General features: G+C 56.4%; 14 protein-coding genes. 8 read left to right on the top strand and 6 right to left on the bottom strand.

Features of this window, described 5'->3' with window-relative positions; genetic code table 11:
- Window positions 1-53 precede the first annotated feature (53 nt).
- Together BARVI_RS08425 and tamL are read left to right on the top strand one after the other, a co-directional pair.
- Window positions 54-4,781: a translocation/assembly module TamB domain-containing protein gene (locus tag BARVI_RS08425; protein ID WP_025278809.1), complete on the top strand. Its 4,728-nt coding sequence runs from the start codon at window positions 54-56 to the stop codon at window positions 4,779-4,781.
- A complete protein-coding gene (gene tamL / locus BARVI_RS08420; RefSeq protein ID WP_025278808.1) occupies window positions 4,778-7,093 on the top strand; it encodes a translocation and assembly module lipoprotein TamL in 2,316 nt (771 codons plus the stop codon). Before BARVI_RS08425 ends, tamL begins: the two co-directional genes overlap by 4 nt.
- A gap of 12 nt (window positions 7,094-7,105) precedes the next feature.
- On the opposite strand, the gene BARVI_RS08415 is transcribed toward tamL, so the two are convergent.
- The 6 genes from BARVI_RS08415 to BARVI_RS08390 form a co-directional block, all read right to left on the bottom strand.
- The gene (locus BARVI_RS08415) at window positions 7,106-8,500 is read right to left on the bottom strand and encodes a hypothetical protein (RefSeq protein ID WP_025278807.1); all 1,395 of its coding nucleotides are present in this window, start codon (window positions 8,498-8,500) and stop codon (window positions 7,106-7,108) included.
- Entirely contained in the window at window positions 8,497-9,558 is a 1,062-nt protein-coding gene (locus BARVI_RS08410; RefSeq protein ID WP_025278806.1) for a DNA adenine methylase, read from the bottom strand. Before BARVI_RS08410 ends, BARVI_RS08415 begins: the two co-directional genes overlap by 4 nt.
- On the bottom strand, window positions 9,555-10,457 hold the full coding sequence (locus BARVI_RS08405; RefSeq protein ID WP_038534322.1) for a Dam family site-specific DNA-(adenine-N6)-methyltransferase: 903 nt from the start codon (window positions 10,455-10,457) through the stop codon (window positions 9,555-9,557). The genes BARVI_RS08410 and BARVI_RS08405 overlap by 4 nt, the downstream gene beginning before the upstream one ends.
- 144 nt (window positions 10,458-10,601) lie before the next feature.
- Window positions 10,602-13,916, bottom strand: a complete 3,315-nt coding sequence (gene secA / locus BARVI_RS08400; RefSeq protein WP_025278804.1) for a preprotein translocase subunit SecA — start codon at window positions 13,914-13,916, stop codon at window positions 10,602-10,604.
- A 107-nt stretch (window positions 13,917-14,023) separates the two neighbouring features.
- Complete coding sequence (locus BARVI_RS08395; RefSeq protein ID WP_025278803.1) at window positions 14,024-15,607, bottom strand: alkaline phosphatase family protein; 1,584 nt, start codon at window positions 15,605-15,607, stop codon at window positions 14,024-14,026.
- Window positions 15,604-16,815 carry an Lnb N-terminal periplasmic domain-containing protein gene (locus BARVI_RS08390; RefSeq protein WP_051401110.1) on the bottom strand — a complete coding sequence of 404 codons (1,212 nt, stop codon included), beginning with the start codon at window positions 16,813-16,815 and terminating at the stop codon, window positions 15,604-15,606. The genes BARVI_RS08395 and BARVI_RS08390 overlap by 4 nt, the downstream gene beginning before the upstream one ends.
- Before the next feature lie 174 nt (window positions 16,816-16,989).
- On the opposite strand from BARVI_RS08390, the gene BARVI_RS08385 reads away from it, so the two are divergent.
- The 6 genes from BARVI_RS08385 (at window position 16,990) to BARVI_RS08360 (ending at window position 23,608) form a co-directional block, all read left to right on the top strand.
- The gene (locus tag BARVI_RS08385) at window positions 16,990-17,601 is read left to right on the top strand and encodes a SagB/ThcOx family dehydrogenase (protein WP_025278801.1); all 612 of its coding nucleotides are present in this window, start codon (window positions 16,990-16,992) and stop codon (window positions 17,599-17,601) included.
- A gap of 22 nt (window positions 17,602-17,623) precedes the next feature.
- A complete protein-coding gene (locus tag BARVI_RS08380; protein WP_084547025.1) occupies window positions 17,624-18,334 on the top strand; it encodes a DUF5715 family protein in 711 nt (236 codons plus the stop codon).
- A gap of 77 nt (window positions 18,335-18,411) precedes the next feature.
- Window positions 18,412-20,391: an LTA synthase family protein gene (locus tag BARVI_RS08375; RefSeq protein ID WP_025278799.1), complete on the top strand. Its 1,980-nt coding sequence runs from the start codon at window positions 18,412-18,414 to the stop codon at window positions 20,389-20,391.
- Window positions 20,392-20,403: 12 nt separating this feature from the next.
- Window positions 20,404-21,537: an ABC transporter substrate-binding protein gene (locus tag BARVI_RS08370; RefSeq protein WP_025278798.1), complete on the top strand. Its 1,134-nt coding sequence runs from the start codon at window positions 20,404-20,406 to the stop codon at window positions 21,535-21,537.
- On the top strand, window positions 21,534-22,583 hold the full coding sequence (locus BARVI_RS08365; RefSeq protein ID WP_025278797.1) for an iron ABC transporter permease: 1,050 nt from the start codon (window positions 21,534-21,536) through the stop codon (window positions 22,581-22,583). Before BARVI_RS08370 ends, BARVI_RS08365 begins: the two co-directional genes overlap by 4 nt.
- Entirely contained in the window at window positions 22,583-23,608 is a 1,026-nt protein-coding gene (locus tag BARVI_RS08360; RefSeq protein ID WP_025278796.1) for an ABC transporter ATP-binding protein, read from the top strand. The genes BARVI_RS08365 and BARVI_RS08360 overlap by 1 nt, the downstream gene beginning before the upstream one ends.
- Window positions 23,609-23,614 lie beyond the last annotated feature (6 nt).

Below are 23,614 nucleotides of genomic sequence, written 5' to 3'. Positions count from 1 at the left end.
AATATCGTTAAACAAGGCCTATCCCGAAAGCTGAAAAAGAAGATTCCTCCACAATGAAAAGAGCGCTGAAATATATCGCCGTCACCCTCGTCTCGCTTTTGGCGCTGCTGCTCCTTCTGCCGTTGTGTATCTATATCCCGGCGGTTCAGCGATGGGGGAAGACCGAGATATGCCGCTACGTAAACCGGTCGACCGAGATGCAACTCACCATCGGCGACCTGTCGCTGCGCTTCCCCTTCAAACTGCACATCGACGACATACTGCTGCTCACCGCGCCGACCGACACGCTGCTGCAAAGCGAGAGCATCGAGGTGGGAGTCGATCCGCTGGGATTGCTGAAACGGCAAGTACAGGTGAACGAAATTGCCTTGCAGGGAGTCCGCTTCCGCTTCGCGAGCACCGACTCCACGCTCACCCTGTCGGCCCGGGTCAAGGAGTTTGCCACACGGGGGGCCCGCATCGACTTGAAAAGTTCGCTCATCGACCTGCCGTCGAGCCAACTGCAAGACGGCGACATCACCCTGAACATCACGGGGCAACAGCCCGACACAACCGAGACGGCCAGCCCACCCCTCGACTGGCGCATATCGGTGGGAGAACTGGCCCTGTCGCAGATTCACTATGCCATGCAGATGCGCCCCACCATTCAACAGCTCGACGCCTCGATAGGCCAGGCCGCCCTGCGGCAAGGCAACATCGACCTCTACCGGCAACAGGTCGATGTAACCGAAGCCACCATCGACCGGGGCGACTACCGTTACTACCCGGGTAGCGGCGAGACGGTCGAGACGGCTCCCGAAACCACTGCGGCCGATACCACCGCATCGCTCCCCTGGACCGTCCGCATCGCCCGGTTGCGGCTGCACGACAACAGAGCCCTCTACGCCCTGCCCGCACAGATACCGCAAAAGGGGCTCGACCCCGGCTACCTGTCGCTCAACGGCATCGAGATAGCCATCGATTCGCTCTACAACCGGGGCAGCGAGATACGGGTACCGATACGGCAGCTCGCCTTTGTCGAGCGGTCAGGACTGGCGGTGACCCAAACCCAGGGGCTCTTCGTGATGGACTCGACGGGAATCGCCCTGCACGATTTCCTCCTGCGCACCTCGCTCTCTGAAATCTCGGCACAACTCGAAGCCGGGAGCGAACTGTTTGCTCAATCGCCCCAGGCCCCCATCGAGGCCCGGTTGCAGGCCCGCATCGCCGTGGGCGACTTCGTTCAGCTATTCCCCCAATACAGCGCCTGCACCCGGGGACTGCTCCTCTCGACCGCCCTGCAATCGGATATTGCCGTGAACGGTACACTGGGCGACCTGCATCTGACCCGGGGCGACCTGTCCCTGCCCGGCACCTTCAACGCCCGAACCACAGGCCGGGTGCAGAACCTGATCGATACCGAGCGTCTGACCGGCAACCTGCAATGGGGCATCGCCCTGAGGGAATCGCCACTCATCGCCCTCCTCATGCCCGACTCGCTGCGCAACCGCCTCTACCTGCCGCCGACTCGACTATCCGGAAAGGCCTATCTGGCCGGACCGACTATCCGATCGGAAGCCCGGCTCGAAACCGGTCACGGAGCCATCGACCTGAGGGCCCGACTCAATACCCGCCACCAACGCTACAAGGGCAACATACACATCGACCGCTTCCCTCTGGCTGCCTTCCTGCCGCACGACTCGCTGGGGCTGGGCCCCCTCTCGGCTTCGATAGCGATTGACGGGGAGCGATACAACCCGCTCGACTCCCTGGCCAGGCTCACCGCACACCTCGCCATCGACACCGCCCAATATGCAGGCTACCACTACTCGGGATTCACCGTCGACGCCCGGCTGAACCGAGGACGAGCCACGGGACGCATCGCCTGCACCGACCCCAACCTGCTCACCGGACTCAGCCTCTCGGCCTCGATAGCTCCCCAGCGGTACCTCTTTGCCGTGTCGGGCGATATTCACACCGACCTCGAAGCGCTGCACCTCACGGCAGAGCCCTGCCAGCTCTCGACCTCGCTGTCGCTCTCGGGACAGGTGGCTCCAACCGAAGAGTTATACCAGGCCTCGCTGCAACTCGACAAGTTGTCGGCCCTGTTACCGACCGGCCGTCTGCAAACCGACGCGCTGTCGCTGACTGCCGGGACCGACTCGACTCAGATACACGCCACCCTGCAAAGCGGCGACCTGGCCGTGCGCTTTGCCTCGTCGGTAGGGCTCACCCCTTTCCTCGAAAAGCTAAACCAAACCATGCCCATTCTGGCCTCGGCACAGGAAGAGAAGCGCCTTAACATGGAGGCTCTCCACCAGACGCTGCCCCCCTTTGAATTGCAGGCCAGCGCCAAACGCAACAACCTCGCGCAACAATACCTCAAAAGGCTGGGCATGGGGTTCTACCAGTTCGACCTGAACGCCCGCAACGATTCGCTGCTCGGAGCGACGGGAACGGTCGACCGCTTCTCGACGGGCGGAATCGTCATCGACACCATACAGCTGTCGCTCTTCGAGCGGCACGAACGCGAGGAACGGCTCTACTATTCGCTGCATGTGGGCAACAAGCCCGGCAACCTCGACCAGCTGGCCTCGGTCGTGCTCAACGGATTCCTATCGGGCAACACCACCAAACTCTTCTGCGTGCAGAAGAACCGGCAGGGAGAGGAGGGATTCCGCATCGGCTGCCAGGCCAATTTCCTCGACTCGCTCGTCCAGGTATCGTTCTTCCCCAAGAACCCCGTCATCGGGTTCGAGACCTGGGCGTTGAACCCCGACAACTTCTTTGCCTATCACTACGGTGGCCATTTCGATGCCGACATCGCCCTCACCCACGGCGAGCGACACCTCATCGTCACCACCCTGCACGAGAAATTGAACCACACCCTGGCCCGGCAGGAGCCGCTGCGGGTCGACATCAGCGGCATGGAGATAGCCCCCTGGCTGGCCCTGTCGCCCTTCTCGCCACAGATTGCAGGCAGCGTATCGGCCAACCTGCTCATTCACTTCCCGGTGGGCGGTACCGAGGTGGCCGGCAACGTGGGGGTATCGCAATTCTACTACGGGAAACAACGTGTGGGCGACTTTGACCTGAACGTCAACTACCAACTCGATTCACTGGGCCGACAAGAGGCGAAAGCCGCCCTGCAAATCGACAGCCGACGGGTCTTGACCCTGTCGGGGTTGCTCGACGACAAGGCCGACAGCCCCGTGTCGCTGCAACTGGCCGTCGACAGCCTCCCGCTGGCCACGGCCAACCCCTTCCTGCCGGCCGACATGGCTCAGCTGCAAGGCTACCTCAACGGCGAGATGCAGGTGGGCGGCAGCACCTCGGCCCCGCTACTCGACGGCTACCTGCAAATGGTGGGGGCATCGGCCAACTCCAAGTCGATGGGGGCAAGTCTCAACCTCCCCACCAGCCCGATACGCGTCGAGAAGAATGTATTGCGGTTCGACGACTACGCCATCACCGGCGCCAACAAGAATCCGCTGCACATCGACGGAAGTGTCGATTTCAGGGACTTTGCGAAAATCAATACCGACCTCCACATCTTCGCCTCGGCCTTCCAGCCCGTCAAGGCAACCCGCAGCTCCAAAGCCACGGTCTACGGCTCGGTCATCGCCGACCTCGACATGCGGGTGAACGGTCCACTCGAAGCCCTGAAAATCAACGGCAACGTAGGGCTGCTCACCGGTACCGAGGTCACCTATGTGATGCAGGATTCGCCATTCGCCCTGCAACAGCAGGAGAACAACATCGTCACCTTCGTCTCGTTCAACGACAGCACCGAGGTGGCCGAAGCCGACACCCTGCCCACCGGCACCCTGCTGGGCATGGATATTCTGGTCAACATCAACATCTCACCCACGGTGAAGATGGGGGTAAACCTCTCGCCCGACGGCAAGAACCGCATCGACCTGCAAGGCGGCGGCAACCTCACCTACACCATGAACGCTCTGGGCGACAGCCGGTTCTCGGGCCGCTACACCCTCTCGGGCGGATTCGTGCGATACAACCCGCCCATCATCTCGGAGAAACTCTTCAAGATACAGGAGGGCAGCTTCGTCTCGTGGAACGGCAACATTGCCGACCCCCAGATGTCGATTACAGCCGTCGAGACGGTGCGCACCACCATCTCCGAAGAGGACAAGAACTCCCGACAGGTCAATTTCGACATCAGCATCATCATCAAGAACTCGCTCGAAAACCTGTCGGTATCGTTCGACCTGGCCGCCCCCGAGGACCTCACCCTGCAAAACCAGCTCGCCTCGCTCACGGCCGAGCAACGGGCCTCACAGGCCATGAGCCTGCTCATCTACAACACCTATACCGGCCCCGGAACCTCGACCACCCGCAGCGACCTGCTGGGCAACCCGCTCAACTCGTTCCTCGAAAAGGAGCTCAACCAGTGGGCGCAGGGGCTGAAAGGCATCGACCTCTCGTTCGGCATCAACTCCTACACCGACGCCTCGGGCATCAACACCCGCACCGACTACTCCTACCGGGCGGCCAAAAGCCTGTTCAACAACCGGGTGAAGGTGGTTATCGGGGGTAGCCTCAGCCCCGACGACAATGCCGACGTCAACTTCAAGGAGAACTTCATCGACGACATCTCGCTGGAATATTACTTCAACCAGCGCGACAACATGTATATCAAGGTGTTCCGCCACACGGGCTACGAGAGTATTCTCGAAGGCGAAATCACCCAGACCGGTGTGGGCTTCGTCGTGAAGAAACAACTGGCCAACCTCTGGGAACTCTTCCGCTCCCGCAAAACCCGAAAGGAGGTCACCCCATGAAAAAGTCAATCGCCTACCTCCTCGCCGCACTGCTTTCGACGGCAATCCTCATCGGCTGCTCCACCACCAAGCGGCTCGCCGACGACGAGGTGCTCTATACCGGCGTCAAGAAGATGGAGATTATCCCCGACTCGGGGGTGAAGATTGCCGACAACGTGAAGAGCGAAATCAAATCGACCCTCTCGGTCGCCCCCAACAATCCGCTCTTCTCTCCCTACGTGCGTACCCCCTTCCCCATCGGGCTGTGGGTGTGGAACTATCTGGAACCCAAAAGCGACAAGGGGTTGAAACACTGGATTTATGAGAAACTGGCCAAAGAGCCGGTTCTCGTCTCGAACGTGCAGCCCGAGTTGCGCATGAGTGTCATCAAAGATATTCTGGGGAACAACGGCTACTTTGGGGCCGACGCCAACTACGAACTCATCTACAACAAGCGCAACCCCAAGAAGGCCCGCATCTCCTACAAGATAGAGGTGCCACCGGCCTATACGCTCGACACCGTCGAGCTGCTGGCTCCCACCAGTCCCATTACCCGGTTTATCGACAGCATCAACAGCGCCACGATTCTGCAACGCGGCGACCGATACTGCCTCGACTCGCTCTCGGCCGAGCGCAACCGCATCACCAACGCCCTGCGCAACAACGGCTATTTCTACTTCCGCCCCGAGTATATCGAATACCTGGCCGACACCACCCTGTCGCCCGGCAAGGTGGCCCTGCGCATGACCCTCAAAAAGGGTATTCCCGCCCAGGCACTCAAACCCTACTACGTGGGCCGCGTGAACGTACAACTCAACGGGGCGACCGGCGGCGGCACCCCCGATACCATCAGGTATCCCCACATGACCGTAGCCTACCACAAGCCTGTCCATCTGAAACGCTGGATTCTGCCCCGTAACATCACGTTCAGGCCGGGCACCCTCTACACGCTCGACACCCAGAACACTACCCAGTCGAACCTGGGCCGGCTGGGCATCTTCCGCACCGTATCGGTCGAGGTGACGCCGCTCGACTCGCTCGTGCAGAAAGATTCGCTCGACGTGACCATACAGGCCACCTTCGACGTACCGCTCGAAGCCACCATCGAGGCCAACGTCTCGTCCAAGTCGAACAGCTACATCGGCCCGGGACTCATCTTCGGTATCAACCACAACAACCTGTTCGGCGGGGGAGAGAAGCTGTCGGTCAAGCTCAACGGCAGCTACGAATGGCAGACGGGCGGAGGCTCGCAACACGGCAAAGCCTCGCTCTTCAACTCCTACGAGTTCGGACTCAACTCGTCGCTCTCCTACCCCCGCATCGTACCGGGATTTCTGCCGCAGATGCCCCGTACCCGCCGCTATCCCGCTTTCACCCGATTCCAGTTGGGAGCCAACCTGATGAACCGGCCGCACTACTTCCGCATGGTCTCGTTCAACGGGTCGATGAGCTACGAATACCGCACCTCGCTGCGGGCCGGCCACTCGGTCACCCCGTTCAAACTGGTCTACACCAAGCTACTCAACACCACCGAGTCGTTCGATAAAACCATGGAGGAGAATCCCGCCATCGCCCTCAGCTTCCGCGACCAGTTTATCCCCTCGTCGAGCTACACCTACACCTACGACACCTCCTACGGGCGCGAGGTCGACAACCGCTTCGTGTGGCAACTCATGGGCATGTCGGCCGGCAACATACTCAGCGGCATCACCTCACTGCTGGGACAACACGGCGAGAAACGCATCTTCGGCAGCAGCTTCTCCCAGTTTGTCAAGGGTAGCGCCGAGATGGTCTACTACCACCGCTTCCGCCCCGACCACTGGCTGGTAGGTCGCGTGTTCGTGGGTGCCGAGCACGCCTACGGCAACTCCAAAGAGGTACCTTACAGCGAACAATTCTACATCGGCGGAGCCAACAGCATACGTGCCTTCACCATACGTTCGCTCGGCCCCGGCAGCTACCTGCCGCCGCAGGACGATGTCGACGGCTACTTCGACCAGACGGGTACCTTTAAACTCGAAGCCAACCTCGAATACCGATTCCCCATCTGGGGCGACCTGCACGGCGCCGCCTTTGTCGATGCCGGCAACATCTGGCTGTTGAAACGGGACCCCAACCGTCCCGGTGGCGAGCTGGACGGCCGCACCTTCTTCAAGGACATCGCCCTGGGTACCGGTGTGGGACTGCGCTACGACATCGGCATGCTGGTGCTGCGCGGCGACCTGGGTATCGGTATTCACGCCCCCTACGATACCGGCCGCAAAGGGTACTACAACATGACGTCGTTCAAGAACAGCCTCGCCTTCCACCTGGCCATCGGCTATCCGTTCTGATATAACAGGAATTTAGTTCCAATAATCCAATAGATTTCTTATTGCTCTACAAAATAGAGATGGAGCAGCTATACCCAAGACCAGTTTACCGTTTTGATTTAACAGAAATCCTACTTTTATTTCAGAAATTTTTTCCTCCTGACTACCATAGAGAACAACCGTCCTAACTATCTTATACTGCGGATAATATCGTCTCAAATAAAGTTCATCGAAAGAGTCATAATTATCCAACTCCTTAATACCTTGGTCCTTATTCTTGTATTTTTTCCCTTCAATCGTTATTGATTCATTTTCTACTATATCAATCAGAACCAGATCGGGAATATAAATTATCTGACTTTTATCCCCTTCCTTATATTTTTGCCTATCGCTATACTTGGCCAATGCAACAGGTGTCCCGTCGGGCTTAATAAAATACCCTTTCTCACAACCCGCATGGTTTTCAAATATGGAGTAACCTTCTGTAAAATTTTCAACTACAATATGAATAAAAATAGTGCCCAGTTTCTCCCCCTCCATATCATATTTCCAATAATAAGGAGAGATATTGGCACAAGGAACAACGACATTCTCCAACTCTATTCCCCACATATTGGCTACCTGCACAAACTTATTATTTACTCCTACATGCGATTGTAACAACCCATGACGGATAATCTCAATCCGACCAGTCCACCCCAACACCCTTAAAACAGCAGACAAAATACTCAGTGCCCCTATATTGGGATCATGAGACAGACCTCCACTTTTATATAACCGCCCCGAAATAGAAATTTTCCCATCTGTTTTATACAGCATAATGGGGACATTCCCTCCTGGAGCTTTTCGCATATTTTGTTTAAAAGAGATAATCTCATCAACCGATTGAAATGGCTTGAACAATTGTTTATCCAAATTTTTCCCTAAAATCTCAACCCCAAAAGTCAGCAATAATCGTGTACCCAGAACATAGGTTTGTGTCGGCTCTTTCTTTTGTTCTACTTGTAGAGCATACAGCATAATCATCTTGACCGAAGGGTAATAATGCCGAATAAAAACGAACTTCGTACAGCGCTGAAAGACACCCGTATTTCGGCTCTCTTTATCATCGGTTTTCGTCTCCTCAATAGCATAAATAGGAGCATCGGTCTCGACCGGTTGCGTATCTTGATAAAAAACCAGGAAATCGACAAAACTCGAATATCCCGAAACAGTTTTAAGGATAACCCGATTCACCTTCGCACAATGAAACCCAACAACCTCATATTCAAATGCGAACTCATGTCGGTCGTTCAATACAGGAATAATCCTCAACGTATCCCCGAAAAAACCGCATTGATGATCCTGAGCAAAATACTGAAAGATCATTTTCAAAACCTCAATCTTAGGCCTCTCCTCAGTCAATATCCATAAGTTATGTGCTTTCATAGTCGTTTCAAAATATATAGCTGTTCCCAAATATGCCGTTTGGTCGAAGACAATCCGTTGTTATTGCTTTTGAACCGTAGGTATTCAAACTGCTCCATCTCCACATCACCATAGCGAGACAAAACCTCGATAATCTTCTCTGAACTCATAATACCCTCTGAGTTATAACTCAATACCAGATACCGATAAGTCGCCTCCCGGGCAATGCGATCCAAATCGGCCAAAGCCGAAGTAGATTTGCAGAAGCGCGATCGCTGAGTCGTGTAATCCCGCATACCCGTTACGCCTCGGATTTCGGGATTATCGTTTCGGGCAATCGTTTCCAGTACATGATAATTAGAAGCATATTGCCTTTCGTTGTAGGGTGGGTCCAGATAGAGAATATCAGCATCAACTCGATCCAACAAGGTCATGGAGTCGGCATAATAAACCCGATTTTCCCGATTATTCACCAGAATCTCAATGGGTCGCAGCCGCAACGGCTTAACCGCCCTAGGATCCCATTTCTTATAAAAAGCGGCATACACCCCCGCCACATTGGCATAAAACGAAACCGACTCGATGAGTGTGGCCAAAAGAATATAATACTCGTTCTCTACAAGTAACCCAGCCTCATGCCACTGTTCTATCTGCCGACGTATCGCATCGATTTTACCTCCATTCTCATCGCTGAAATACATGCGAGGTTGTGGCAAGTCGACTGTCCCTCCTGGCGTATAATGATTGTATATGAACCCTTGCTCGGGTTTTAGCTTATCAAGATAGGCAACGACTCTTTCAAGTGGAGTCATAAACAAACCGGAAGGTTCGATACAAAGTTCGGGCAATAGTCGTTCAAATCCAGGATCCGTATTGTTTTCAATATATGCCTTCTGCAAACAATAGGAAAAATACATGAAATCCGATGTATTCACTCGATATCCCATCCGTTTGTAATATTTCCCTACACTGGTCGTTCCCGAGAAAAAATCAAACAGACTCTCTCCCGTAATATGCTTACGAGTCAATATCTCATCAATGCGAGGCACTACATTTTCTTTATTACCTATGTATCTCATGCAAATAATACGCCTTGCTCTATTGCCTCAGGCTCATAATTCACCACCAGAACCTCTACACTCGTTCCGCCCTTGTAAGCTATGTGATAGTTTGAATTATCGTAACTTTTATTCAAATAATTCACTTTATATCCTTTACGCTCTATCCACTCTTTTAAGATCATATTTTCCTTACCCCTATGAACCAAGACATTAGAGAGTGCAAATGCAACTCCACGAGTATCCAGTTCGTCCAAAAGCCTCAACAGTTTACGTTCCTGAATCTCGTTCCAACCGGTAAATCCTCTCTTTCCATCGTTGTACGTCCCCGTTGTAATAAGATAGGGAGGATCACAATATACGAAATCTCTTCCGTTCAATTCTGAAAAATCGAACTGATCGAAATCGAAACAGGTAAAAGCTATGTTTCTCTCGTGTAACCGGGAAAGAAATGCACATAGATTAGACTTCATCGCGGCATTGAAGCGACTTCGCTCCCTGCCAAAGGGGTTGTTAAATTGATGAGAATTGTTAAATCGTATCTGGTGATTAAACGAATAGGCTGTCAAAACGAAAAGATCCAAAGGGTTGCGTTGTTCATTATACTCCCGACGGAGTGTCTTATACCCTTCTTCATTTGTCAATGACAATTGAAATTCTCCAATGCGACGTTCGATATAATCTATCGTATCCTCCAACGTCAAAGAAGAGAACGCTCGGTATAAATCAATCAAATACGAAATATTATCATTAAATACCGTACGCTCGGAAGGTACGTTTATTCCCACATTACACCCACCGCAAAAAAGATCGACAAACGTACCTATCTGCCGAGGAAACAACGGGAGCAACTGAGGAAGCAGTTTATACTTACCCCCAATGTAATTAAGTGGTGATTGAATATAAGGGAGCCTCATCATAATGAGTTCTGTTTCATAAGGCGAAGATAAATGTTTTTTATCGAATTTACCCCATTCTTACAAGGATTCTTCCCTCTCTCCTAAAAATACAACCGGCGGTTCCCTTGCGGGAGCCGCCGGTTGCGGGGTATGGCAAATGGGAGATTAAAGGCCTCTCCCGTGACAGTTTTTGTATTTCTTGCCGCTACCGCAAGGGCAGGGATCGTTACGGCCTACGCGGGGTGCAGCCTTGATGGGCTCGGTAACCCGGGGACGCTGGGGTGCCGCTGCGGCGGCTGCCTGTGCCGACTGCGCCGACTGACCGGGATATTCGTCCTTTTGCGTGCGGTACTTGCTGTAATCTTCCCGACGCTCGGGAGCTGCCTCGTGCACGTCTTGCGGAGCCTGAATGTATATCTGACCCCGCATGAGAATGGCAATGGCCTTGCGATTCATCGTCTCGACCATCTCCTTGAAGAGGTTGAACGATTCGAGCTTGTAGATTAACAGCGGGTCTTTCTGCTCGTAGCTGGCATTCTGTACCGACTGGCGCAACTGGTCGAGTTCACGCAGGTGCTCTTTCCAGGCCTCGTCGATGGTCATGAGCAGCACGGCTTTCTGGAACTGCTTAACGACCGACTGCGATTCGCTCTTGTAGGCTTCGTTCAGGTCGCAGGCGATACCGAACACCCGTTTGCCGTCGGTAATGGGTACCCGTATCATACCGGTCGACAGGCCCCGTTGCTCAACAAAGGGTTTGATATTCATGTTGGCAATCTCGGCCATGCGTTCGCCCTTGCGTTTGAAGGTGGCCACTACCGTGTCGTAGAGGCGGTCGATAATCTCGCTCTTTCGCATCGAGCGGAATTGTTCTTCGTCGAAGGGCATTTCGACGGCAAAGATCTTGAACATCTCCATCGACAGGGGTTCGTAGTCGTTGCTGCCGTTATAGGCTTCGACGAGCGACTCGATGGTGTCGTAGAACATGTTCATGATATCGATGCCGATGCGCTCGCCCATCAAGGCGTGGTGACGCTTGGTGTAGATGACATTACGCTGGGCGTTCATCACGTCGTCGTATTCGAGCAGCCGTTTACGGATACCGTAGTTGTTCTCTTCAACGCGACGCTGGGCATTCTCGATGGACTTGGATACCAGGCGGTGTTCGATCATTTCGTCCTCTTTAAGACCCAGACGGTCGAGCATCTTCACCACGCGGTCGGTAGCAAACAGACGCATCACCGTATCTTCGAACGAAACGAAGAATACCGAAGAACCCGGGTCGCCCTGACGTCCGGCACGACCACGCAACTGACGGTCGACCCGTCGAGACTCGTGGCGCTCGGTACCGATGATGGCCAGACCGCCGGCGGCACGCACGGCCGGCGACAGCTTGATATCGGTTCCACGACCGGCCATGTTGGTGGCAATGGTCACGGTTCCCGTCTGTCCGGCCTGGGCCACGATTTCGGCCTCGCGCTGGTGCAACTTGGCGTTCAACACGTTGTGCTTGATCTTGCGCAGAGTGAGCATACGGCTCAGCAACTCCGATATTTCGACCGAGGTGGTACCCACGAGCACGGGGCGTCCGGCCTCGACCATCTTCACAATCTCTTCAATAACGGCGTTGTACTTGGCCCGCTTGGTCTTGTAGACGCGGTCTTCCATATCGATACGGGCTACCGGCTTGTTGGTGGGGATAGTCACCACATCGAGTTTATAGATGTCCCAGAACTCACCGGCCTCAGTCTCGGCGGTACCGGTCATACCGGCCAGCTTGTGATACATGCGGAAGTAGTTCTGCAAGGTGATGGTGGCGAATGTCTGTGTGGCAGCCTCGACCTTCACGTGCTCCTTGGCTTCGATGGCCTGGTGCAGACCGTCGGAGTAGCGACGCCCCTCCATGATACGGCCGGTCTGCTCGTCGACGATTTTCACCTTGTTGTCGATAACCACATACTGGTCGTTGAGTTCGAAGAGGGTATAGGCCTTCAACAGCTGGTTGACGGTGTGAACCCGCTCGGCCTTGATGGCGTAGTTTTGCAGCAGTTCGTCCTTGCGGTTCTGCTTCTCCTCGGGCGAGAGGTTCAGGTTTTCGAGGTCGGAGAGCTCTTCGCTGATGTTGGGCAACACGAAGAAGTTGGGGTCGTCCGACTTGCCGGTCATCACATCGATACCCTTATCGGTGAGGTCAATGCTGTTGTTCTTCTCGTCGATGACGAAGTAGAGGTCATCGGTAATCTCGGGCATGCGACGGTTGTTGTCGGCCATGTAGATGGCCTCGGTCTCGAGCAAGAGGGGTTTGATACCCGGCTCGCTCAGGTATTTGATGAGGGCTCCGTTCTTGGGCAGACCTTTGAAGCAGCGGTAGAGCAGCACGGCTCCCTCTTCGCGCGTCTTCTTGTCGTCCGAGGCAATCTTGGATTTGGCCTCGGCCAGCAGTTTCGTAATCAAGGTGCGCTGCATCTTGACCAGCTCCTCGACCTTGGGTTGGAACTGCTCGAACATCTGGTCATCGCCCTTGGGGGTGGGACCCGAAATAATCAACGGAGTACGGGCATCATCGATCAACACCGAGTCGACCTCATCGACAATGGCGTAGTTGTGCATGCGTTGTACCAGGTCGAGCGGCGAACTGGCCATGTTGTCACGCAGGTAGTCGAAACCGAACTCGTTGTTGGTACCGAAGGTAATATCGGCGTTGTAGGCATTGCGACGGGCTTCGGAGTTGGGCTCGTGCTTGTCGATGCAGTCGACCGACAGACCGTGGAACATGTAGAGCGGACCCATCCACTCCGAGTCACGTTTCGACAGGTAGTCGTTGACCGTCACCACATGCACGCCGTTGCCCGAGAGGGCGTTGAGGAATACCGGCAAGGTAGCTACCAGTGTTTTACCCTCACCGGTAGCCATCTCGGCGATTTTACCCTTATGCAGCACCACGCCACCAATCAGCTGCACGTCGTAGTGTACCATGTCCCACACCACTTCGTTGCCGCCGGCCATCCAGTGGTTCACATAGATGGCTTTGTCGCCCTCGATGTGAACGAAATCGTGGTCTACGGCCAGGCTGCGGTCGAAATCGTTGGCCGTCACCTCGATGGTCGCATTGTTGCAGAACCGGCGGGCGGTCTCCTTCACGATGGCAAAAACCTCGGGCAGCGACTCGTCGAGAACCTTTTCAATCTTTTTCAGAATCTCCTTTTCAATTTTGTCAATCTCTTCCCAGGTCGATTCGCGTTTGTCATAGTCGAGAGTCTCGACATGCTCTTTAAGTTCGGCAACACGTTGGCGGTCGGGTGCGACCGTATCCTGAATGTGTTGCTTGACTACATCGACACGATGACGCAACTCATCGTTTGTCAGTTTTTCGAGTTCGGGCGATATGGCCTTTATCTTCTGGATATAGGGCTCTATCTCTTTCAAGTCGCGCTGCGACTTGTTGCCGAACATCTTTTTCAATAAATCGTTAAATCCCATATAAAGTGTCTATTTTATTCGTTAATAAGGGTTCCTCCTCCGTGAGGGGATATTTCTACCCCTGCAAAAATAATGCAAATTTTGCTAACTCCGCAAAAAGGAACTGATTAGTATTGTATTTCGGAGAGCGGAGATTCGGAAGAACCGTTGGGCGAACGAATGCGCAACAGGCGCGAAACGGTGGGGGCGATGGCCGTAGCCCGCACGGGCGTGGTGATGTGTACCGGCTTCACGTCGGGAGCCAGGATAAAACAGGGGGCCGGAATAGCATTGATGCGCACATACTCGCGGGTGTCGTTGTTGTCCTCATAAACAACCTCCCACCCGGGGCAAAGGTCGAGCACGAGGTCGCCCGAGAGTTTGGGACAATAGCCGTTGCGCATGGCGGCCAGCCGGTCGGTACCGTGGCTCAGCAAGAGGCGTTGCGAGGTGTAGACGTCCTGCACACCGGCCATCTGAATGAGAAACGAGGCTGCCTTGTTGCGCATCTCGTCGGCATCGAGGTCACGCTCCTTGATGAGCTTGCGATTCAGGAATATCTGTCGGTTCTGGTAACCCGTCACCCAGTCGCCCTGCCCGTAAATTGCCATCAGATAGACGTTCAGCAAGGCCACGGCGCGACGCGGATAGAACTCACCCGAGGGTATGTTGTAGATGGGCGACTCCTTGGCTTCGCCCTTGAAATAGCCGGTCGAGGCCAGGAACACCACCGTGTGGTCCAGCCCCACCTGCTTGTCTATGGCGTCGAGCAGACGGGCTATGTCGCGGTCGAGGCGCACATAGGTGTCCTGCAACTCCAAGCCATACTCCTGCACGGTCTTGTCGAGATAGACCCCGGCCGTATAGCCCACATTGAGCATGTCGAGGACACCCCGCCGGCCCAGCAGCCCCTTGTCGAGGAACTCGACCGCCACATCGGTCACCTCCTGGTTGACCAGTGCGGTTGTCTTGAACTGCGTAAAGCGATCGCGGTTATCGTGCGAAAAGGTATGCTTGAATGAGAAATCGTTGGTCAGATAGGGTATGGCCGTGTAGAGGTCGGGGGTATAGACCGGTGTCCAGGCCAGCGTATCGACCCGCACCGAGAGCGAGCGCACATAGTTGAACTGCTCGACATAGGCCGGCACGTCGCGATAGTAGGTAGTCGTGGCCCATTTGCCGTTGCGGTCGTTAATCCAGAAGGCACAGTTTCCGGCATGCCCCGCGCTGATAATCGACTGCTGGGCATCGGGAGCCACGGCATACACACGCCCCAGACCACCGCTCACGATTTTCACCTCATCGCTGATGGTCGAGGTCCTGATTCGCTCGGGCGAGAAGGTCTCCTGCGTGTAGTTCCCGATTTTGGAAGGGTCGTTCAAGATGAGCTCTTCGCGCTGGAAGGCGGTGTTGAAGAACCGTTCCGAAGGAATGCCGTGAAAAAAGGGCATCGTGCCCGTATAGAGTGTCGCCGTGGCCGAAGCCTTGTCGACATTGGGATAGTCGTAAACCAAATTTTCGCAAACCACCCCTTGCGCCATGAGCCGTTTGAAGCCCTTCTCGCCGAAAAGATTCTGCAAGGCAACCAGATAGTCGGTGCGCAACTGGTCAACCGTAATCCCCACCACCAGACGGGGGGCATGGTCGGCCGACTGCACCAGGGGTACAACCAGCAGCGAAAAGAGGAGTGTTGCTAATACCTTATTTTTCATACCTGTTCAGTCCCGCTTTTCTCTCTGCGCCCCACCCACAAGGCGGTAAACGAGCGCAAAATCAACACCAGCACCAGCGGAATGAATGCCGTGTTGAACTGCTGTGGAATCCAATGCCAGAGCAACAGGAATATCAACAGCCCCGCAAAGTTAGCAAAATGATAGTATCTGACGATTTTTTTAAGAGATTTAAACCAAATAAAAAGAGCCACCAGCAACCACAGGGGGTGCAACCAGAAGGCGGAGTAGTTGGGTGAGGTGGCCGGGTGTACCGAGACAAACACCAGAAAGAAGATAATCACACCGCCCAATCCGTAGAGGGTGAACAGCACCGTGTCGAACACCCGGGAGCAACGGCCCCGCCTGATGTCGTAGACCGAAACACCGGCGACCACCGCCAGCAACAGCCAGGCGAAAAAGAGTGGAGTGAGGTAAAACGGGGTGATGCCGGGCAAGGCCGGAGTCTCGGGGTCGTAGAGTACCTCGGTGCGGCTCACCAGCGGCACGGCAGCCGAGTCGGGCGAGAGCTGTATCTCGGCCCGGGCAAAAGCCTCTTTCAATACCTCGGGGCCAAACATCTGCTCCCGATAGGTCATGGGGCGGTCCAGCCCGCTGCCCAGCGCCAGGTCTATCCCGAAGATGAGCCACGGGCAACGCTCGGCATAGCGGTCGATCTCCTCGCGAAAAGTGGGCAATACCCCCTCGGGCTCGCGATAGCGCACCCGGTTGTCGAGGGTCGCCTCGACCATGTTGCGGGGACGGGTGGCACAGTTGTCGAACAGGAAGTTGTAGCGATAGACCCGATTCTCGGGGCGGGCATTCTCCAACAGGGCTTCAAACAAGGCTTCGCTCTGCTCGGGCGTGAGATTGAGCACCTGCTCGTCTACCCTCGACTCACGCATGACGTAGTTGAACAGGAAGTCGCGAAAGTCGTTCACTCCCAGACAATAGTCGGTTTCGCCCTTGGTGAAGCGCCACACAAAGGCCGGGGCGTTGAAGTTGAACATGCCGTAGTTGAATACGTAGTCAAAACCACGGGGGCCCGGCTGCCTGACCCGCAGGGCCGAATGGCCGAACAGCTCATACACCTCTGTGCCGGGGCCGCAGGTCAGCAGGCTCACCTGCAACGAATCCCGCCCGGGCACCTGGGCGCTCACGCCCACCCACCAGGCGGCCACTATCGCTGCCACGAATAGTCGTATCTTCATAAACGCACTCGTTTTCATCGTCTGGGAAATGTGGGGTAAAGGTACAACTTTCGCCCCGAATCCCCACGGGGTAACTCTTTTATTTTCTTCGACTTTGATAATTTTTGCATTTTTATTGGCGTGCCCTACCGAATAAATTGCTATCTTTGCTTGTCACACTCAAAACCAAGCAACATGAAAATCAAAGGCTTATTCCTTTCGCTCCTCATAGCCGGGCCGCTCTTGGCCTCGGCACAGAATATCGAGCTCCCCACTCCGCAGAAAGAGGGAGGACTGCCGCTCATGCAGGCTCTCGCCCAACGGGCATCGACCCGCCAGTTCGACACCGACCGGGCTATCGAACCGCAAACACTCTCCAACCTGCTGTGGGCCGCCTGGGGCTACAACCGCGAGGATAAGCGCACGGCACCCTCGGCTCTCAACCGGCAGGAGATTTCGCTCTATGTCATCACCGCCCAAGGGGTCTACACCTACGACGCCCGCCAAAACGTGCTGAACCAGGTGGCCGCCGGCGACTTCCGCCACAGTGCGGGCAAGCAACCCTTTGCCCAGACGGCTCCGCTCAACATCGTCTTCGTGGCCGACCTCGACAAGGCGCCGGGCAACGACATGATGTTTGTCGACTGCGGCTGCATTGTCCAGAACATCTACCTCTACTGCGCCTCGGCCGGACTGGGCAGCGTGGTGCGCGGCTCGTTCGATGCCGCCGAACTGGCCCAGGTCTTGAATCTGAACGAACGACAAAAAGCGATATTGACACAGACGGTCGGCTATCCGGCTCAATAACCCCCGGAAAAGCCCCTCACTCATGCGTCACACCCTACTCCCCCTCGTCTTTATCTTCGCCACCCTCCTCATCGCCGGCTGCAAAGGCAAGCAGGTCGAGCCCGACTACCCCGAGAGTACCCTCATCGATACCTTCGAGATGAAACAGCAGACCCAACCCCGCACCACCGGCTGGCGGAAAAGTCCCATACAGTACACCAGTTTCCGAAAGCTGTTCAACGACCTCAACGACAGACACCTGGCCATCGCCCGCAAAAACGGTATCGAACCGCTCGAATCGCTCGACGAAGCCCGTCAGATGGGTTTCTGGAAACTGGCCAAAATCGACAGCTGCGAATACTACACCGTCGACAAGCTCACCCACTCCATTCCCTATCTCACACCCCGCACCAAATGGCTGCTCATGACCATCGGGAAGAATTTCAACGACTCCCTGGCCAGCCGGGGTGCCGGTGGCCGACAAATCATTCTCACCAGCGCCCTGCGCTCCGACGAGTCGATACGCTCGCTGCGCCGCCGCAACACCAACGCCAGCGAAAACTCGGCCCACCGCTACGGCACCACCTTCGACATTGCCTACAACCGCTACAACGTGACCGACTCGACCTGCTTCGTCCCCTCCGACCGCCTGCGTCTGCTGCTGGGCGAGGTGCTCTACGACCTGCGCAAGCAGCACAAGTGCTATGTGAAATACGAGATACGCCAGGGCTGTTTCCACATCACGGCCCGGTAACGGCGCCTTATTCGCCTCGCGACTGGGAAGAATGAAGAGAGTTCACTATCTTTGGACCGTTTAACCATACACGACCGATGAAACGATATTTATATGCCCTGCGTTATCTGGTATCGATACATTTGCTGGGGCTCCTCTTCTTTGCGGCATTCCGATGGATTCTGTTCCTGCAAGGCTATGACTACCTGGCAGGCGAAAATCTGTCGTTCCTCACCCGGGCCGAAGCCTTCGTCCGCGGACTCTGGCTCGACAACGTAGTGGCCTGCTACATCATGATTCTGCCCCTCACGGTGGTGTCGATCTGCGCCCTGATGGGGTATTACGGCCGCGGTCTGTTCCGGGCGGTCAATATCTTCTTCTCCCTCTTTTATGTGCTGGCCTTTGCCATCTCGGCCTCCGACATTCCCTACTTTGCCTACTTCTTCAAACACATCAACGCCTCGATATTCAACTGGTTCGGCTACACGGGCACGACCCTGGGCCTTATGTTTGGCGAGTTCTCCTACATCGTGGCCTTCGTCCTGTTCCTCGCACTATCGGTACTCTTCGTCTACCTGGCCCATCTGTTGCGCAAACGCACCAGCCGCGACCTGCAACGGATCGCGGCCGAGAAATTCCACTGGCGCAACGAGGTGCTCACCCTGCTGGCCTCGATTGTCCTGATTGGCGGCTGCCTCTTCGGCATACGGGGACGGGTGGGTTACAACCCCATCAAGGTGAGCGCGGCCTACTATTGCAACAACACGTTTCTGAACCAGTTGGGAGTGAGCCCGTCGTTCAACCTGCTGCGCAGCTGGTTGGAGGCCTCGAAATCGGAGAACCGGGAAATCGACCTCATGGACGACCGGGAGGCTATCGCCCGGGTGCGCCAGGAGCTGCACATCACCGACTCGCTGCCCGACGTCTCGCCCATCGCCCGCCGGGTGGAGAATCCGGGAGAGCCTACGCGACAGAATGTGGTGCTTGTCTTCATGGAGTCGATGTCGGCCGAGCTGATGGGACACTTCGGGAACCCCTGGCACTTGACCCCCTTCCTCGACACGCTTGCCACGAAATCGCTCTGTTTCAATCGCTTCTTCTCGGCCGGCACGCATACCAACCACGCCATTCACTCGACGCTCTACTCCTACCCGGCCCTGATGAAACGCAACTCGATGAAGGGGGCGGTTATTCCCTTCTTTGCCGGGCTGCCCACCATCTTGCAGGACAACGGGTACACGACACTCTTCTTCATGACCCACGAGTCGCAGTATGACAACATGAACGGCTATCTGCGCACCAACGGGTTCGACCGCATCTTTGCCCAGGAGGACTACCCCAGGGAGAAGGTGGTGAACAGTTTTGGCGTACAGGACGACTTCCTCTACCAGTATGCCCTGCCGGTGCTTACCCAAACGGCCCGCGAGGGCAAGCCCTTCTTCGCCGCCCTGCTGAGTGTCAGCAACCATCCGCCCTATGTGGTTCCGGCCGATTTCAAGGCCCGCAACAAGACCGACGAGTTGCGCATTGTCGAGTTTGCCAACCATGCGTTGCAGGAGTTCATCGAGCAGGCCCGCCAGGAGGAGTGGTTCGACAACACCATCTTCGTGTTCGTGGGCGACCACGGGAAAATCGTGGGGACTCCCCGCAGCGACATGCCGCTCAGTTTCAACCACGTGCCGTTGCTCATCTACGCCCCCTCGTCGATCGAGCCCCGTCAAATCGACGACTTGGGTGGACAGACCGACATCGCCCCCACACTGCTGGGACTGCTCCACATCGACTACACCAACAACGGGTTCGGCGTAGACCTGCTGCGGGAAAAACGGCCAGCGGTGGTCTTTACCTCCGACGATGCCATCGGCTGCGTGAACGATTCGCTCTTCTACATCTACAAGCCCAAGGATAACCAGGAGTGGCTGCTGTCGCACAAGCGTGCCATTGAGCAAAGCGGTGGCGTGACCGACGAATCCGCCCGCCAGTCGCTGCGCGACTACTCCTTCTCGATATTGCAAACAGCTCAATACCTTATGAGCAACAGCCTCACCGGCAAATACATAGGTTATCAACCCCGCTAATCCTTTACCGCTATGAAGAATTTGTTTCGATGGATTTCACTCGTCGCGCTCCTGCTCCTCACGGTGCAATGCCAGAACCCGAAGCGTCAGTCGACCGACGGAGCGACCGGCAACGACACCCTCGTGCATCATGCCGACCTGCTCTCGATAATCCGTCACGACACTTATACCGATGTGGCTATCACAAATCCCTGGGACACCACCCGACTGCTGCACCGCTACCTGCTCGTCCCCCGCGAGGCGCCTTTGCCCGACTCGCTGCCGCAAGGTACGGTGGTGAGGACACCCCTCGAAAAGTCGCTGGTCTACTCGTCGGTACACGCCAGCGCCCTCGAAATGCTGGGGGCGCTCGACCGGATAGGCGGCGTGTGCGACCTTGCCTATATCAAGACGCCGGCCCTGCTCGAACGGGCCCAAGCCGGTCGACTGGTCGATGCCGGCAACTCGACGAGCCCCGACATCGAACGGGTGATGGAGCTATCGCCCGACGCCATATTGCTGTCGCCCTTCGAGAATGCGGGCTACGGACGCATCGGCAAGATGGGTATTCCCATCGTCGAGTGCGCCGACTACCTCGAAACCTCGCCGCTGGGTCGCGCCGAATGGATTAAACTGCTGGGGCTGCTCTACGGGAAAGAGACCGAAGCCGATTCGCTCTTCACCCAAATCGAGCAACGCTACAACCGGCTGAAAGAGCAGGTGGAGCACACCGGCTCGGCACCGATGGTCATCAGCGAATTGAAGAGCGGCTCGGCCTGGTACATGCCGGGCGGGAAGAGCTACATGGCCCGGATCTTTGCCGATGCCGGAGGCTCCTATCCGTGGAGCGACAACGGCGAGTCGGGTTCCATTCCCCTCGCCTTCGAGACGGTGTTCAACCGGGCCGGCGAGGCCGACATCTGGCTCATCAAGTCGTTCAACGTGGGCCAACTCTCCTACAAGGCCTTGCAAAAGGAGTATGCCCCCTATGCCCGCTTCAAGGCGTTCCGCGAACATAACATCTACGGCTGCAACACAGCCGCCTGCAACTATTACGAAGAGACTCCCTTCCGGCCCGACCTGCTGTTGCAGGAGCTGGCGGCTCTCTTCCACCCCGACCGCTTCCCCGATTATCAACTCCGTTATTTCCAACCCCTGTCCGAATGAATGCCCGTCCCGACAAACTGCGCGAAAAACGCCTCATCGTCCTGCTGATTCTGCTGCTGGGCGTGCTGTGTGCCGCCAACCTGTGGTTCGGATCGGTGCAGATACCGGCCTCGGCCGTGTGGGATATTCTCTGCGGACGGGAGTGCGAGAAGGAGGTGTGGCGCTTCATCGTACTCGAATCGCGTCTGCCACAGATGGTAGCCGCGCTGCTCTCGGGTGCCGCGCTAGCCGTGGCGGGTCTGCTGCTCCAAACCGCCTTCAACAACCCGCTGGCGGGTCCCTCGATTCTGGGCATCGACACGGGAGCCAGTCTGGGCGTGGCACTGGTCATGCTCTTCTGCGGGGGGAGCCTGGGTCTCACCGGGTCGACCACCCTCACGGGCTTTACCGCCATTATCGCGGGGGCTTTCGCCGGATCAATCGTCGTGCTGGGAACGATTCTCTTCTTCTCGACTCTGGTCAAGAACAACATCATGCTGCTCATCGTGGGCATCATGGTGGGATACATCACCTCGTCGGTCATCTCGCTGCTCAACTACTTTGCCACGGCCGAGGGGGTACACTCCTACACCATCTGGGGCATGGGCAATTTCAGCGGCGTCACCGGCGAGCAGCTTCCCTACTTCGCCCTGTCGGTATCAGTAGGGCTGGCCATCGCCATTCTCCTCATCAAACCGCTTAACGCCCTGTTGCTGGGCGACCGCTACGCCGCCAATCTGGGGGTGAACATCAAGCTCACCCGCAACCTGCTGCTTATCGTCACGGGTCTGCTCACCGCATCGACCACCGCCTTCTGCGGCCCCATCTCGTTCATCGGGCTGGCCGTGCCGCACATCGCCCGCCTGCTGCTGGGTACCTCGAACCACAACACCCTGCTGCCCGTCACGCTACTCTGCGGCGCCGTCACCACGCTGCTGTGCAACCTCATCTGCATTCTGCCGGGCGAGTCGGGTATCCTGCCCATCAACGCCATCACCCCGGTACTGGGAGCACCGGTCATCATCTACGTCATCATCAACCAACGCAAAATACAATATTTCAACTAATGGAGAGCGCGACCACCATACTATCGGCTCAACAGTTGAGCATCGGCTACCGAACGGGGCACAAGGGGGTGAAACCGGTCCACGACCACCTCACCTTCGCGCTGCACCGGGGTGAACTCACCTGTCTGCTGGGGGCCAACGGGTCGGGCAAATCGACCCTGCTGCGCACGCTCGCAGCCGCACAACCGCCCCTCGCGGGTGAAATACGGCTCGAAGGTCGCGACTTGTCGACGCTCTCGGAGCGGGAGCTCTCGCGCCTCATCGGCGTGGTACTGACCGACAAGACCCAGACCGGTGGACTCACCGTTTACGAACTGGCAGCTCTGGGCCGACAACCCCACACCGGATTCTTCGGCCGGCTCGACCGACACGACCAACAAGTGGTCGAAGAGGCCATCGAGGCCGTGGGCATCGCCCACAAGGCCCATACCTACATGGCGCAACTCTCCGACGGAGAAAAACAAAAAGCAATGATTGCCAAGGTGCTGGCCCAGGAGTGCCCCCTGGTGATTCTCGACGAGCCCACCGCCTTTCTCGACGCCGTAAGCCGCATCGAGACCATGACTCTGCTGCACCGCATCGCCACCACGCAACAGAAGGCGATTCTGCTCTCGACCCACGACATCGAACAGGCACTCGTCCTGTCCGACCGCCTGTGGCTGCTGCGCAAGGGGCAGGGCATGAGCTGCGGCGTGACCGAGGACCTCATTCTCAACGGCGACCTCGACACGCTGTTCGACCGTCGCGACATCTGCTTCGACCGCGCGCACGGCAGCTATTACCCCTCGGTGCGGTGGGAGCAGGAGATTGTGGTCGAAGCGACCGACGACACCCTGCTCCACTGGACGGTCAATGCCCTCAACCGCAACAGCTACGGCTGCCGCATCGCCCCCGGTGAAAGTTCGCCTGCACTGCCCCGCCTCACCGTGACCGACGCGCACACGCTCTCCCTGCACACCCCGACCGGCACGCAGACCTTCAACGACTTTGCCACCCTCATCGAGCGGCTGAAAAAACAGAACTGATTTATC

Source organism: Barnesiella viscericola DSM 18177, assembly GCF_000512915.1.
In the GTDB taxonomy this organism is placed as follows: domain Bacteria; phylum Bacteroidota; class Bacteroidia; order Bacteroidales; family Barnesiellaceae; genus Barnesiella; species Barnesiella viscericola.
Note: the sequence above shows the minus strand (reverse complement) of the source record. Positions and strands in the feature narration are given on the sequence as shown.

Bases quoted from the DNA above. Each gene is read 5' to 3' on its own strand.
- secA (WP_025278804.1), bottom strand. From the start codon at position 13,916: ATGGGATTTAACGATTTATTGAAAAAGATGTTCGGCAACAAGTCGCAG.
- BARVI_RS08410 (WP_025278806.1), bottom strand. From the start codon at position 9,558: ATGAGATACATAGGTAATAAAGAAAATGTAGTGCCTCGCATTGATGAG.
- BARVI_RS08375 (WP_025278799.1), top strand. From the start codon at position 18,412: ATGAAACGATATTTATATGCCCTGCGTTATCTGGTATCGATACATTTG.
- BARVI_RS08395 (WP_025278803.1), bottom strand. From the start codon at position 15,607: ATGAAAAATAAGGTATTAGCAACACTCCTCTTTTCGCTGCTGGTTGTA.
- BARVI_RS08390 (WP_051401110.1), bottom strand. From the start codon at position 16,815: ATGAAGATACGACTATTCGTGGCAGCGATAGTGGCCGCCTGGTGGGTG.
- BARVI_RS08370 (WP_025278798.1), top strand. From the start codon at position 20,404: ATGAAGAATTTGTTTCGATGGATTTCACTCGTCGCGCTCCTGCTCCTC.
- BARVI_RS08415 (WP_025278807.1), bottom strand. From the start codon at position 8,500: ATGAAAGCACATAACTTATGGATATTGACTGAGGAGAGGCCTAAGATT.
- BARVI_RS08365 (WP_025278797.1), top strand. From the start codon at position 21,534: ATGAATGCCCGTCCCGACAAACTGCGCGAAAAACGCCTCATCGTCCTG.
- BARVI_RS08380 (WP_084547025.1), top strand. From the start codon at position 17,624: ATGCGTCACACCCTACTCCCCCTCGTCTTTATCTTCGCCACCCTCCTC.
- BARVI_RS08425 (WP_025278809.1), top strand. From the start codon at position 54: ATGAAAAGAGCGCTGAAATATATCGCCGTCACCCTCGTCTCGCTTTTG.
- tamL (WP_025278808.1), top strand. From the start codon at position 4,778: ATGAAAAAGTCAATCGCCTACCTCCTCGCCGCACTGCTTTCGACGGCA.
- BARVI_RS08360 (WP_025278796.1), top strand. From the start codon at position 22,583: ATGGAGAGCGCGACCACCATACTATCGGCTCAACAGTTGAGCATCGGC.
- BARVI_RS08405 (WP_038534322.1), bottom strand. From the start codon at position 10,457: ATGATGAGGCTCCCTTATATTCAATCACCACTTAATTACATTGGGGGT.
- BARVI_RS08385 (WP_025278801.1), top strand. From the start codon at position 16,990: ATGAAAATCAAAGGCTTATTCCTTTCGCTCCTCATAGCCGGGCCGCTC.